The organism is Streptococcus azizii, from assembly GCF_001984715.1.
Lineage (GTDB): Bacteria > Bacillota > Bacilli > Lactobacillales > Streptococcaceae > Streptococcus > Streptococcus azizii.
On sequence record NZ_MSPR01000003.1, the window covers coordinates 33,015 to 46,651 of the forward strand.

Sequence of the window (13,637 nt, forward strand, 5' to 3'; positions counted from 1 at the left end):
TAGGAAACGAAGTCGAAGGTAGAACTCTGTTCCATCTTATTTCAAGGGAACAGGCTGAAAACCTCCACTGGAGCTTTTCACTCACCGAGACAAGGTGACAACGTATCCTTTTGATTTTTAAAGAGTATTAGAGCTGCTGTAGGAGTCATCAGACAGGGAGGAAGATAGGTCCATGCGAAAACTAGCTCGGTCGGGCTAGTTTTTTTATGCCTTATCGGTAAGAAAATAGGAGGAGGTGTGGTATAATGGGAATATGGATAAAAATATGAAAAAAAATAGATTATTACTAATAGATGGCTCCTCTGTGGCTTTTCGTGCCTTCTTTGCCCTCTACAATCAAATCGATCGCTTTAAGAATCCAACTGGGCTTCATACCAATGCTATTTATGGTTTTCATCTCATGCTCGACCATATGATGAAGCGCATCCAGCCGACCCATGTGTTGGTCGCCTTTGATGCGGGTAAAACGACCTTTCGTACGGAGATGTATCAGGATTACAAGGCAGGTCGGGCCAAGACACCAGACGAGTTTCGGGAGCAATTCCCCTTCATTCGTCAGATGTTAGATGTCATGGGGATTCGCCACTACGAATTGGAGCGCTACGAGGCAGACGATATCATTGGCACCCTAGACAAAATGGCAGAGCGGACAGAGCTACCGTTTGATGTTACCATTGTTAGCGGTGATAAGGACTTGATCCAGCTGACCGATGATAATACCATCGTTGAAATTTCTAAAAAAGGGGTGGCAGAATTTGAGGAGTTCACACCAGCCTATCTCATGGAAAAAATGGGCATCACACCAGCCCAATTCATCGATTTAAAAGCACTCATGGGCGATAAGTCAGATAATATCCCCGGTGTGACCAAAATCGGTGAAAAAACAGGGCTGAAACTGTTGACCGAATACGGGTCGCTCGACGGAATTTATGAGCAGCTTGACAGGATGAAACCCTCCAAGATGAAGGAGAATCTGATTCAGGATAAGGAGCAGGCCTTCCTTTCACGAACCTTAGCGACCATTGATACTCAGGCACCGATTAGCATCGGTCTGGACGATATTGTCTACCAAGGACCAGATATAGAACAACTGGCACGCTTCTACGAGGACATGGGCTTTAAAGTGCTTCGCTCCCAGTTAGGAAGTGAGGCGACTGGACCTGCGGCTCGCAGGAATGACTTTGTAACCGTTGAAACTATTGAGGCGAGCATGCTCCACGAAGAGCAGTTTTTCCACTTTGAAATCTTTGGCGAAAATTATCATAAGGAGCCGATCATCGCTCTAGCTTGGGGAGATGAAAAGACCATTTACGTGGGTGGGGCAGACTTACTCTCCCAGGATATTCTGCGGGAGTTTTTGAGTAAGACAGCCATTAAGACCTATGATTTCAAACGGAGCAAGGTCCTCCTTTCCCACTATGGGATTGAGCTAGGCTTGGCAGCTTTCGATAGTCGCTTGGCTAAGTACCTCCTCAGCACAGTCGAAGATAATGAGATTGCGACGATTGCGACCCTCTATGGTCAACATAGATTGGATGCTGATGAGGTAGTGTATGGCAAGGGAGCAAAGCGTATGCTACCCGATCAGGCAGCTCTCTATCAGCACTTGGCCAATAAACTGGCAGTGCTAGTAGAGACTGAGTCGACCATGCGTGCCAAGCTAGCTGAGAATCAGCAGTCAGATTTACTCTTTGCTATAGAGCTACCACTTGCCAATGTCCTTGCGAAAATGGAGATGACCGGGATAAAAGTGGAAGCAGAGACTCTCAAGGTCATGCAGGCTGAAAATGACATCTTGATTGAACAGTTGACGCAGGACATTTATGATTTGGCTGGTGAAGAGTTTAACATCAACTCGCCCAAGCAGCTGGGGATGATTCTCTTTGAGAAGATGGGCTTGCCACTTGAATTTACCAAAAAGACCAAGACAGGCTATTCAACGGCTGTCGATGTCTTGGAAAGACTGGCACCTATCGCGCCGATTGTCTCGAAGATTCTCGAATATCGCCAGATTACTAAGTTGCAGTCTACCTACGTGATTGGTCTTCAGGAATCCATTATGGAGGACGGGAAGATTCATACTCGCTATGTTCAAGATTTGACCCAGACAGGTCGTCTATCCAGTACCGACCCCAACTTGCAAAATATTCCTGTACGACTAGAGCAAGGGCGCTTGATTCGCAAGGCCTTTGTTCCAGAGTGGGAGGATAGTGTCTTACTGAGTTCAGACTATTCGCAGATTGAATTGCGGATTTTGGCGCATATTTCGCAGGACGAACATCTGATTGAAGCCTTCCGTCAAGGGGCGGATATTCATACTTCGACCGCTATGCGGGTCTTTGGTATCGAAAGACCAGAAGATGTGACAGCCAATGACCGTCGAAATGCTAAGGCAGTGAACTTTGGGGTTGTCTATGGGATTTCAGATTTTGGCTTGTCCAATAATTTGGGGATTAGTCGAAAAGAAGCGAAAGCCTATATCAACACGTATTTTGAACGCTTTCCAGGAATCAAGAACTACATGGAAAGGATTGTTCGTGAGGCGCGCGACAAGGGGTATGTAGAGACCATCTACCACCGTCGTAGGGAGATTCCCGACATCCACTCGCGCAATTTCAATGTTCGGAATTTTGCTGAGCGAACTGCTATCAACTCTCCTATTCAGGGGTCAGCAGCCGATGTCCTGAAGGTGGCCATGATCAATCTAGATAAGGCGATGAGAGAAGAGGGCCTGCGCACGCGCATGCTCTTGCAGGTACACGATGAGATTGTACTAGAAGTACCAAATGATGAGTTGGCTAGGATTCGCTCCATGGTGAAGGAAGTGATGGAAGCGGCGATTTCTCTTTCCGTTCCATTGATTGCCGATGAAAATGCGGGCAAGACTTGGTATGAAGCTAAGTAGAAAGGATAAGCATACAGATGAAAAAGAAAGTGTTATATTTAGTAGTAGCGGCTCTACTGTGCCTGTCAGCCTGTGGAGAAAAAGGAAGCTCCTCGACCTCATCCTCTGCGACAGAGGCGAGTCTAGATTTGAATAGTCAGCTAGTACCAAAGTCAGGGACCATTGATTTTCAGAAGCTCGTAGAGGCGGCTCCTCGCGCTATTCAGACGAACAAGGCCCAAGAAAAACTCTATTCTGCTAAAAATGGGGTGATAAAAACAGTTGGGGCGGGAGATAGTGAGGAAGTGACCTATCGTCTCTATCAAGTACCAGATACTTGGCAGCTTGAGGGTGTCAATAGCGAGACGCAGCCTAGGGACGCTGTTTATAGATCCTTTGAAGGAGGCTTGGCATTTGGTGTGCAAGTTTATAGCCTAGATGTCTATCTAACCTCCCCCCTCTCAGGTGGAGAGGTCATGAAGCAGGAGGAGTTGGCGCAACGTCTGAAAGCGGATGGTCAGAACTTTATTCAAGAAAGCACTGTTGCTATCGAGGATCAGGAGTGGCGAGTTGGCTATGAAGTAAATCCCGATAATAATGCTGCTAAAATTACCTTTTATCGTTTAGAAGATACAGGAAATTATGATGACTCTGTTATCGTGGGAGCGATTATCTATCCTCTTTCGTCGGAAGGATTGGGCTATGAAGAAGCAGTATTGACGACGGTTTCCCAGCTCAAAACCATCTTGCATCAGTTAGCCGGTCAGCGGGAGACCGAAACGGTGCCACTAACTTCTCAGTAGGTAGGATGATGGTTCTCTTCTGCACTAGAAGGTAGAAGAAGGAAGATATACATGAGGAGGATAGAGATGTCAGAAAAACGTTTGGCCTGGGATGAATACTTTGCAGCGCAGGCACTCTTGATTGCTAATCGCGCGACGTGTAAACGAGCCAAGGTTGGTGCGGTTCTCGTAAAGGATAACAAGGTTGTCGCAACCGGTTATAATGGTTCTGTCTCAGGAACGGAGCATTGCTTGGATCAGGAATGCTTGGTAGTGGATGGTCACTGTGTGCGGACCCTGCATGCGGAGGTCAATGCGATTTTACAAGGAGCGACGCGGGGGATTCCCAAAGGATTTACCGCCTATGTCACCCATTTTCCCTGTCTAAATTGCTCCAAGCAGCTGCTCCAAGTAGGTTGTAAACGCGTGGTGTATATCAATGAATATAGGATTGACGACTATGCCAAGTACCTTTATCGAGAAAAAAATTGTGAGCTCGTTCAACTGCCGATTGAAAGAGTAAGAGAAGCGATTGCTCAGACAGATTGGATTTGATACTCCATGAACATCAAAAGACATTAGTAAGCTAGTCGAATGGAACACTAGGTCAACCCTCTATTTTTAGTATCTGTTGCAGGCTAGGCTCGCTGTATAGATGATGGAAGCAACTCTCCACTGGACAGTTGCTTTTTTCATGAGCTTTGTAGCTTGGCGGAATAGGTCGTATAGTGACTCCCCTCAAGCGCTTTTTTGCTGAGAGGGTAGCGCTGTTCCTGTAGTCTGATGAACCAGTGGAGAAAATTTCTCAGAGCTAGCTTGCCTAGACTTACTGATGTATCCTATTGCAGACACGCCTTCTGCTAGGGGGTGTCTTTTGTCTGCCTGTGATTGCATTTTTTGTAATTAGGAGTATAATAAGGATATAGTTATGTAATACTCAAAAAAATCAACAACTGAAGAGAAATAGGGAAAACAAAGGATGCAAAATGTAGACTAACAGACTATGACAGTGCTTATACATGCTGTTGATGGAGACAAGGAGGTTCACTATGTTAGAAGTGTCAGGACTAAAGAAACGTTTCGGACAAAAAGCAGTTTTACATGGGATTGATTTTCGAGCAGAAAGAGGGAGGATTATCGGTCTAGTAGGAAAAAACGGTGCAGGAAAGACGACCATCTTTCATAGCATTTTAAATTTCTTGGATTATGAGGGAGAGATTCGCTTAGACGGAGAGGCTATTTCCCAAGCGACCTATGAGAAAATCGGCTATCTACCAGAAGAGCGTAGCCTGATGCCGAAATTAACGGTCTATCATCAAGTGCATTATCTGGCTAGTTTGAAAGGATTGTCTACTGCTTATATCAAAGAACAATTACCGCTTTGGATGGATAGATTACAAGTGAAGGGCAATCCGACAGATAAAATCAAAAGTTTATCCAAGGGAAATCAACAGAAAATACAGCTAATCATTACCCTCATGCACCATCCGGATTTGATTATCCTAGATGAGCCATTTAGTGGTCTGGATCCTGTTAATACGGAGCTACTTAAGCAGGTTATTGTTGAAGAAAAAGAACGGGGAGCAACCATTATTTTTTCAGACCATGTCATGACCAATGTGGAAGAACTCTGCGATGATATTTTGATGATTCGTGATGGAGAGGTAGTCGTTTCAGGGACAGTTGAAGATGTCCGCAACAGCTACGGTAAGACACGTATTTTTGTTGCAAGTGAGAGGACACAGGAAGAATTAGAAGTTTTGCCCCATGTAGTTAAGGTCAGCCGCACCAAGCAAGGTACTTGGCGTTTGGTTCTGGATGATGAAACAGCAGGACCAGCCTTATTTGATATTCTTACTCAGGGACAATATGTATCCACCTTTGACCAGCAAGCCCCAACGATTGATGAAATCTTCAAATTAGAATCAGGAGTCGACTTATGAAACAACTGTATATTGTCATAAAAGAAACCTATTTCCGTCATGTGAAATCATGGAGTTTCGTGTTTATGGTCTTGAGCCCGTTTCTTTTTCTGGGTATCTCTATCGGCTCGGGAGTGCTGGTTGGCATGTCTCAATCCTCCTCGGATCCGCTACCTGTTGTGACGGCCAGTCCAGAGGTTCAAGGAGCCTTGGGTGAGGGACAGGCTCAATACAGCTTTGCCTATCAGGATGAAAGGACTGCTCAAAAAGCAGTGGAGGCAGGAGAGATAGATGCCTATCTCGTGGTAGAGGTCAAGGAGCATCAGGTACATGCAGGCTACCGTGGTAAGGAAAGCATGGATTCCTTTGCTAAGAAAGATGTTGTGGATCGCTTGAATAAACTACAGGTAGCATTGAGCCAGGAGACGGCGAAGTTGAGCGAGGAACAAAAAGAAATCTTATCCAGAGAGATTCTCTATGATGAAGTCATTGAGAAGGATACAGAATTGCTTCAATCCCTTCAATCAGGCCTAGTCTTTATCCTCTCACTTGCCCTCTACATGCTCCTCATTGTCTATGCAGCAACGACTGCGCAGGATGTCGCCAATGAAAAAGGGACCAAGATTATGGAGGTCATTTTTTCTAGCGTTCGTGCGTCCAACTACTTTTACGGTCGCATGCTAGGGATTATGGCAGTTGTGTTTACCCATATTTCGATTTATGTCGTCGGTTTCTTGCTCGCCTACTTTGTTGCTAGCCAGTTTCCGCTTGTTCAGATCTTCTTAGAGCAGTATCAAGAGGCATTGACACTCTTATTCCAGCCATCGACAGTCTATATCCTCTTTTTCATGTTATTTGGCTTGGTCTTTTATATCGTGCTTTCTGCAGCCTGTGGAGCCTTGGTGACACGTGTGGAGGATGCCAATAAGGCTGTTCAACCAGTGATTATACTGGTGGTAGTGGCCATGATGGTCAGTGTAACCTTGGGAGTAAAAGGGGAGAATATCTGGCTGACTATAGGGTCTTACATTCCCTTTTTCTCACCATTTTTTATGCCCATTCGCTTGATTCATGCAGAAGCCTCCTATCTTGAAGGGTTTCTATCTCTTGGCATTTTGTTAGCGACAACAGCGGGCAGTATCTGGTACATCGGAAAAATTTATTCCAGTCTGATTCTCCAGACAGATGATGCAGGGATATGGAAAAATTTCCAACGTGCCATAAAGTATAAATAATACAGGAAGCTGGATGCGGTCCAGTTTAGACTGAAGAAAAAGTTTATTTTCTTCAAAACGATTATTTTATTATGATACTTTACTTAGGTAGCACGGACGGCAGCAACTCCCTACGGGATTTCATGCCTAGATTTTGAGCCTGAGTCTCAAAATCTCCGAACACCAGAAACATAACGTTTCTGGTGTTTTTTGCTACGGCGTAAAGTAGCGGTTATGGGCTCGCTTCGCTCGCCTTTTCACGAAGAGATAAGAGCACTGATACTATCCTTCGATGTTGACATTGACAAATTTTCTCAGAGATACTTTGTCTACAACCTGAGCTGGATGCGGTCCAGTTTCTTTTTGATTTTTATTGAGTATTGTTCTCTTCATCCCTAGATGGTTGGGGTGGGTATAAATATCAAGGAAAGGCTGGGTTGGGGTTCAGGCGATTGAAAAAATCGGAAATTTCTTTCCAAACATGGTATACTAGAGGAGTTATGAGTCCCGAAAAGGCGATTGCTCCAAAAATGGAACAGTCGGTGCTTTGTAACTTTTAACTCACTGAGAAAAACAGCTCCAGAGTCTCACTTTTTTCTATAGCAGTGACCAGTAGGTGGTCTATCAAGCCCAAGTTACTAGGCTGTGTCTGTAGACCACGGTAATGGGAGGAAGCGAGCAGTTGTTTTCTTTGTATCAATTTTATTTAAAGGGGGACATGAAGATGTCAGAACGTAAACTTTTCACTTCTGAGTCGGTATCTGAGGGGCATCCAGATAAGATTGCAGATCAGATTTCCGATGCGATTTTAGATGCGGTGTTAGAGCAGGATCCGGAGGCCCATGTTGCAGCTGAAACGGCTGTTTATACAGGGTCTGTCCATGTATTTGGAGAAATCTCCACCACTGCTTATGTTGATATTAACCGCTTGGTCCGAGATACGATTGCAGAAATTGGCTATACCAATACTGAGTATGGTTTTTCAGCGGAAACGGTGGGAGTCCATCCGTCCTTGGTAGAGCAATCACCTGATATTGCACAAGGAGTTCACGAAGCCCTAGAAGTCCGTGAAGGTATGAATCAAGATTCCTTGGATCAAATTGGGGCTGGTGACCAAGGGCTCATGTTTGGCTTTGCTGTAGATGAAACACCCGAGTTGATGCCACTGCCAATCTCACTGAGCCATCGTCTGGTCAAGAAATTGGCAGACTTGAGAAAGTCTGGGGAGATTGCCTATCTTCGCCCAGATGCTAAAAGTCAGGTGACAGTTGAATACGATGAAGATGACCAGCCTTTGCGCGTCGATACAGTGGTCATCTCGACGCAGCATGATCCAGAAGTCAGTCAGGAAAGGATTCGTAAAGACATCATTGAACAGGTCATTACGGCTGTCATTCCTGCTCACTATCTAGATGAGCAGACGAAGTACTTCATCAATCCTACTGGCCGATTTGTCATTGGAGGACCACAAGGCGACTCTGGCTTGACTGGTCGTAAAATTATTGTCGATACCTATGGCGGTTATGCCCGTCATGGTGGCGGTGCTTTTTCTGGCAAAGATGCAACCAAGGTGGATCGTTCAGCCTCTTATGCGGCCCGTTATATCGCTAAAAATATCGTTGCAGCGGGTCTTGCTAGAAAAGCAGAAGTTCAGTTGGCCTATGCGATTGGGGTGGCACATCCAGTATCGGTGCGGATTGACACATTTGGGACAGGTCTAGTAGCAGAGAGTCGGCTGGAAGCAGCCATCCGAGACTTATTTGACCTACGACCAGCCGGCATTATCCACATGTTGGATTTAAAACGGCCGATTTACCGCCAAACAGCAGCGTATGGACATATGGGACGAACCGATATTGATTTGCCATGGGAGCGCTTGGATAAGGTGGCAGCTCTTAAAAAAATTCTTGAAGAATAGTCTGAGTTCAAGCTCAGGTACTCTTATAGCCCAATGGTGATAAGGTCATCGTTTTCCAGGTTGTTTGAGTATGAGGAGATAGGGGAGTGGACTACCAGGCTGATTTTTGCGCAATCATAACTAGATTCTAGTCTTTGTTTGGTAACTGCTCTTGTTGTAGTTGTTTGGCTTTTCGAGTAAAGGAGAAAATGATGCGGGATAATCATTTACACACCTATTTTTCTTATGATGCGCAGGCAGAGTTTGAAGATTATTTAACGATTTATGAGGGAGAAATCGTGACGACAGAGCATTTTGATTTGTCCAATCCTTACCTAGGTGGTCCTCGCGATGATGTGCCAGACTATCGAGCCTATACAGAAAAAATTGAACGCTTGAAACAGCAGTATGGCGACCGAATCAAAAAGGGCATTGAGATTGGCTATTATGCACCTCGAGAAGCGGATACCCTAGCTTATTTAGAGGGGAAGGAGTTTGATTTGAAACTCCTATCCGTACACCATAATGGTGACTTTGATTACTTGGAAGATGAGGTCCTCTCACTCGATTCCAAAGAGCATATTATATCCTATTGGCAGGAAGTGGAACGAGCAATAGAACGAGTTCCAGCAGATGTGCTAGCCCATTTTGACTATGGTTTTAGGAGATTATCTCTGACCGTTGACGACTTGAGGGAATATGAGCCACATCTGCGCTCTCTTTTTCAAAAGATGATGGATCATCAGTTGGCTTTTGAGTTAAATAGTAAATCTATGTATCTGTACAATAATGAGCCACTTTACCTATATGCTCTGTCTATTTTGCAGGAGATGGGCTGTAGGCGCTATTCAGTTGGTTCAGATGGACACTGTCAACATCATTTTCGACTACAATTTGAACGGATTCAGGACATCTTGGACAATTATGGGATTTCACCAGAGTGGCTGGTATAGGTGGTCCTTACTAGTCTATACTGTTGATTTTTATTGAGTATGACAATCTTGATAGTGAGGGATTATTCTAGTCAGAAGATGAATTTTCTGAAAATAGTTGAAAAAGGCATGTAACTAGAAAGTGAACATGCCTTTTCTTTGTCCCTACGCTGTGTTGCTTGAGATGAAAACTAGCTATTTATATCAAGTTATGGTAGAATAGGCTGTGTGCCGTTTGGCGAAATTGAGAAAGAGATTTGAATAGTATGAGAAAAATTGTAATCAATGGTGGTCGTTCCTTGAAAGGGAGTGTGACTATCAGTGGCGCTAAAAATTCAGTTGTAGCTCTCATTCCAGCCATTATTTTAGCAGATGGAATTGTCAGTTTGGATGGAGTACCTGAGATTTCAGATGTCGACAGTTTGATTGATATTATGGAGACAATGGGGGCAGTTGTCAAGCGTAGCGGGGAATCTTTGGAGATTGACCCTCGTGGTGTCAAGGATATGCCAATGCCTTTTGGTAAAATCAATAGCTTGCGTGCCTCTTACTATTTTTATGGAGCCCTGCTCGGTCGTTTTGGGCAGGCCATCGTTGGCTTGCCGGGTGGCTGTGATTTGGGACCACGGCCCATTGACCTACATTTGAAAGCCTTTGAGGCAATGGGGGCAACCATGACCTATGAAGACCTCAACATGCATCTATCTACTCAAGGTAAACGTATTCATGGGGCACACATCTTCATGGACACGGTGAGCGTGGGAGCAACGATCAATACGATGCTTGCGGCTGTCAAAGCCGAGGGACGTACAGTGATTGAAAATGCTGCTCGTGAACCAGAAATTATTGATGTAGCAACCCTCTTAAATAACATGGGGGCCCATGTCCGTGGTGCAGGTACAGAGGTCATTACGATTGAAGGTGTCGAGAAGTTGCACGGTACCCGCCATCAGGTCATTCCGGATCGGATTGAAGCAGGGACCTATATCGCCCTTGCCGCTGCTGTCGGTGAAGGGATTCGGATTGATAATGTCCTCTATGAACATTTGGAAGGTTTCATCGCAAAATTGGAAGCTATGGGCGTGCGTATGACAGTGTCTGAGGATAGTATTTTCGTTGAAAAGCAGAGCAGGCTAAAAGCGGTGAGTGTCAAGACCTCCCCCTACCCAGGATTTGCGACTGACTTACAACAACCGATCACTCCCTTATTGCTGAAGGCAGAAGGGACAGGTACTATCACAGATACAATTTACGAAAAGCGTGTCGGCCATGTGCAAGAATTGGCCAATATGGGGGCTGATATTCGTGTTTTAGGCAGTCGAATCAGCTATCAAGGTTCCAATAAACTCAATGGAACCCGTGTGAAGGCGACTGACTTGCGTGCAGGGGCTGCCATGGTGATTGCAGGGTTAATGGCGGAAGGTCGTACTGAAATTACCAATATTGAATTTATTCTTCGAGGATACTCGAACATTATTGAGAAACTAAAAAACTTAGGAGCAGATATCGAACTCATTGAGACAAGTGATAAAGTGTTTCATGAGAGATAGGGCTGCGAGTAGGAACCTATTCAAGGCTCAACCTGTTCATTTTTGGTAGGGAATAGAAGATGACAATTTGGGAGTCGCTGGCAGAGTACGCAAACTTTGAGACGGATCGTCTACTGCTCCGTCCCTTTTCTTATGATGATGGCAGGGACTTGCACCGGATTCTCTCTGATGCTCACAATACGAGCTACATTATGCCCAGTACAAGGACGATTGAGGAGACGAGAGGCTTGTTGGTTCAGGCTTTTATGCGATTTCCGCTAGGAATTTGGGCCATAGAGGACAGAGAAACAGGGCAGCTGATTGGTTGCATTCGCTTTGAGAATATCGATGAGCGGGCGAGAGAGGCAGAAATTGGCTATTTTCTGCACCGATCTTTCTGGGGAAGAGGCCTCATGACAGAGGTGTTACAAACCCTGGTTTATCTAGGAATGACTCAGATTGGTTTTCAAACCTTACGCTTGTTAACGCATGTGGAAAATAGAGCTAGTCAGCGTGTAGCAGAAAAAGCAGGTTTTCTAAAGGTTCGTCAATATAAGGGAAGCGACCGCTACAGTCGTAAAATGCGTGAGTATATAGAGTTTCTGCTACGTGCGAAACAGGATAAACAACTAGAAGAGGGATGGGATGATTACGATTAAATCACAAAGAGAAATTGATGCGATGAATCGGGCAGGAGATATTCTTGCTGGTATTCATATCGGACTTCGTGACCTGATTAAACCGGGTCTGGATCTATGGGAAGTGGAGGAATATGTCCGCAGGCGCTGTAAGGAAGAAAATGTCCTTCCCTTGCAGATTGGTGTCGATGGTCACATCATGGACTATCCATACGCTACTTGTTGTGGCTTGAACGATGAGGTCGCTCACGCCTTTCCCCGTCATTACATCTTGAAAGAAGGGGATTTACTCAAGGTGGATATGGTCTTGAGTGAACCGATTGACAGGGCTGTTTTGGACGTTTCAAAGCTAGACTTTACTAACGTAGCGCTTATGAAACAGCATACGGAGTCCTATAGTGGTGGCGTTGCAGATTCCTGCTGGGCTTATGCAGTCGGTAAGGTTAGTCAGGAGGTTAAGCACCTCATGGAAGTGACCAAGGAATGTCTCTACCGAGGCATTGAGCAGGCAGTGGTTGGCAACCGTATCGGTGATATTGGTGCAGCGATTCAAGAATACGCAGAAAGTAAGGGATATGGTGTGGTTCGTGACTTGGTAGGGCATGGCGTAGGACCTACCATGCATGAAGAGCCGATGGTACCCCACTACGGTCGTGCCGGCCGTGGCTTACGCCTACGTGAGGGGATGGTCTTGACCATCGAACCGATGATCAATACAGGCACTTGGGAGATTGATACTGATGAAAAAACAGGCTGGGCCCATAAAACATTGGACGGAGGCCTGTCTTGCCAGTATGAACACCAATTTGTTATTACCAAAGATGGTCCTGTGATTTTGACTAGTCAAGGAGAAGAAGGGACCTATTGATGTGAAAAGGGAGGGAGAATGAATCGAAAACAGCTCTGGAGTAACTGTAAATCCTTTATGACCTCCTTTATGACCTTTTATCGGTCAGCTGAGCTTGATTTGACAGGGGTTGCTGTTGCCTATTATCTGATTATTTCAGTATTTCCTATTTTATTGACGCTGGCAAACCTCTTGCCTTATTTACAGATTGATGTCGATCAGATTTTAGATGTACTGGTTGAAATCTTTCCTGAAAAACTCTATCCGACAGCAGCAGACATGGTGGTCAGTATCCTGACTCGTCCGTCATCATCCTGGTTGGGAATTGCTATTGTTACCACCCTTTGGACTCTTTCAAAGAGTATGGCGGCACTTCAAAAGGCAGTTAACAAGGCCTACGGGGTTGACCAACATCGAGATTTTATCATCAGCCGTGCAGTGGGAATGTTTTTAGGGATTGGACTGCAAGGGATTATCATCTTCAGCGTGATGATGCTAGCTTTTGGTAAGACGCTCCTCCAGTTGTTAGCTGCAAAATTTCATGTGGATCCCTTATTTGATACTCTTATCAATCAGACCCAATTAGTGGCCTACCTTGCCCTTTTTTTGGCGCTAGCGATGCTCTATTTCTTCCTTCCCAATGTTCGCATCGAAAAAATTCGTTATGTGTTGCCAGGTTCCTTCTTTGTCTTGGCTGTTATGGCAACAGTAGGGCAAGTTTTTGGACTCTACATTGACTCGTATGCGAATCGCTTTCTAGATTTTCGTCTCGTTACCTCGGTGGTGATCTTGGTTCTGATGCTCTGGTTTATCTTTGTGGCAAATGTTTTGATTATTGGAGCGGTTTTCAATGCTACCGTGCAGAGTTTGAAGGTAGCAGAATTTTCTCCTAGACCTGGCGATGTGGGGTCGATTATACACCGTATCAAAGCACGATTTACAAGAAACGATAAAAAGAACAACTCCTACAATTAGGAGCTGTTTAGACTGAA

General features: G+C 45.0%; 11 protein-coding genes. All 11 read left to right on the forward strand.

The window, feature by feature from the left end; all coding sequences use genetic code 11:
- The first annotated feature begins 265 nt into the window (after positions 1-265).
- The 11 genes from polA (at position 266) to BVE84_RS02495 (ending at position 13,620) form a co-directional block, all read left to right on the forward strand.
- Positions 266-2,905 (forward strand): DNA polymerase I, encoded by a 2,640-nt coding sequence (gene polA / locus BVE84_RS02445; protein ID WP_076995622.1) that lies wholly within the window; start codon positions 266-268, stop codon positions 2,903-2,905.
- 17 nt (positions 2,906-2,922) lie between these two features.
- Positions 2,923-3,687 (forward strand): hypothetical protein, encoded by a 765-nt coding sequence (locus BVE84_RS02450; RefSeq protein ID WP_076995503.1) that lies wholly within the window; start codon positions 2,923-2,925, stop codon positions 3,685-3,687.
- 66 nt (positions 3,688-3,753) lie between these two features.
- On the forward strand, positions 3,754-4,221 hold the full coding sequence (locus BVE84_RS02455) for a deoxycytidylate deaminase (RefSeq protein WP_076995504.1): 468 nt from the start codon (positions 3,754-3,756) through the stop codon (positions 4,219-4,221).
- A gap of 494 nt (positions 4,222-4,715) precedes the next feature.
- Positions 4,716-5,609: an ABC transporter ATP-binding protein gene (locus BVE84_RS02460; protein ID WP_076995505.1), complete on the forward strand. Its 894-nt coding sequence runs from the start codon at positions 4,716-4,718 to the stop codon at positions 5,607-5,609.
- The gene (locus BVE84_RS02465) at positions 5,606-6,823 is read left to right on the forward strand and encodes an ABC transporter permease (protein ID WP_076995506.1); all 1,218 of its coding nucleotides are present in this window, start codon (positions 5,606-5,608) and stop codon (positions 6,821-6,823) included. Before BVE84_RS02460 ends, BVE84_RS02465 begins: the two co-directional genes overlap by 4 nt.
- A 703-nt stretch (positions 6,824-7,526) precedes the next feature.
- A complete protein-coding gene (gene metK, locus BVE84_RS02470) occupies positions 7,527-8,720 on the forward strand; it encodes a methionine adenosyltransferase (RefSeq protein ID WP_076995507.1) in 1,194 nt (397 codons plus the stop codon).
- 191 nt (positions 8,721-8,911) lie between these two features.
- Positions 8,912-9,652: a PHP domain-containing protein gene (locus tag BVE84_RS02475; RefSeq protein ID WP_076995508.1), complete on the forward strand. Its 741-nt coding sequence runs from the start codon at positions 8,912-8,914 to the stop codon at positions 9,650-9,652.
- A gap of 245 nt (positions 9,653-9,897) precedes the next feature.
- The gene (locus BVE84_RS02480) at positions 9,898-11,181 is read left to right on the forward strand and encodes a UDP-N-acetylglucosamine 1-carboxyvinyltransferase (RefSeq protein ID WP_076995509.1); all 1,284 of its coding nucleotides are present in this window, start codon (positions 9,898-9,900) and stop codon (positions 11,179-11,181) included.
- 59 nt (positions 11,182-11,240) lie between these two features.
- Positions 11,241-11,819 carry a GNAT family N-acetyltransferase gene (locus BVE84_RS02485; protein WP_076995510.1) on the forward strand — a complete coding sequence of 193 codons (579 nt, stop codon included), beginning with the start codon at positions 11,241-11,243 and terminating at the stop codon, positions 11,817-11,819.
- Positions 11,806-12,666, forward strand: coding sequence for a methionyl aminopeptidase (locus BVE84_RS02490; protein ID WP_076995511.1), 861 nt, complete (start codon positions 11,806-11,808; stop codon positions 12,664-12,666). The genes BVE84_RS02485 and BVE84_RS02490 overlap by 14 nt, the downstream gene beginning before the upstream one ends.
- An 18-nt stretch (positions 12,667-12,684) precedes the next feature.
- The gene (locus BVE84_RS02495) at positions 12,685-13,620 is read left to right on the forward strand and encodes a YihY/virulence factor BrkB family protein (RefSeq protein ID WP_076995512.1); all 936 of its coding nucleotides are present in this window, start codon (positions 12,685-12,687) and stop codon (positions 13,618-13,620) included.
- The last annotated feature ends 17 nt before the right edge of the window (positions 13,621-13,637 follow it).

Bases quoted from the DNA above. Each gene is read 5' to 3' on its own strand.
- polA (WP_076995622.1), top strand. From the start codon at position 266: ATGAAAAAAAATAGATTATTACTAATAGATGGCTCCTCTGTGGCTTTT.
- BVE84_RS02450 (WP_076995503.1), top strand. From the start codon at position 2,923: ATGAAAAAGAAAGTGTTATATTTAGTAGTAGCGGCTCTACTGTGCCTG.
- BVE84_RS02455 (WP_076995504.1), top strand. From the start codon at position 3,754: ATGTCAGAAAAACGTTTGGCCTGGGATGAATACTTTGCAGCGCAGGCA.
- BVE84_RS02460 (WP_076995505.1), top strand. From the start codon at position 4,716: ATGTTAGAAGTGTCAGGACTAAAGAAACGTTTCGGACAAAAAGCAGTT.
- BVE84_RS02465 (WP_076995506.1), top strand. From the start codon at position 5,606: ATGAAACAACTGTATATTGTCATAAAAGAAACCTATTTCCGTCATGTG.
- metK (WP_076995507.1), top strand. From the start codon at position 7,527: ATGTCAGAACGTAAACTTTTCACTTCTGAGTCGGTATCTGAGGGGCAT.
- BVE84_RS02475 (WP_076995508.1), top strand. From the start codon at position 8,912: ATGCGGGATAATCATTTACACACCTATTTTTCTTATGATGCGCAGGCA.
- BVE84_RS02480 (WP_076995509.1), top strand. From the start codon at position 9,898: ATGAGAAAAATTGTAATCAATGGTGGTCGTTCCTTGAAAGGGAGTGTG.
- BVE84_RS02485 (WP_076995510.1), top strand. From the start codon at position 11,241: ATGACAATTTGGGAGTCGCTGGCAGAGTACGCAAACTTTGAGACGGAT.
- BVE84_RS02490 (WP_076995511.1), top strand. From the start codon at position 11,806: ATGATTACGATTAAATCACAAAGAGAAATTGATGCGATGAATCGGGCA.
- BVE84_RS02495 (WP_076995512.1), top strand. From the start codon at position 12,685: ATGAATCGAAAACAGCTCTGGAGTAACTGTAAATCCTTTATGACCTCC.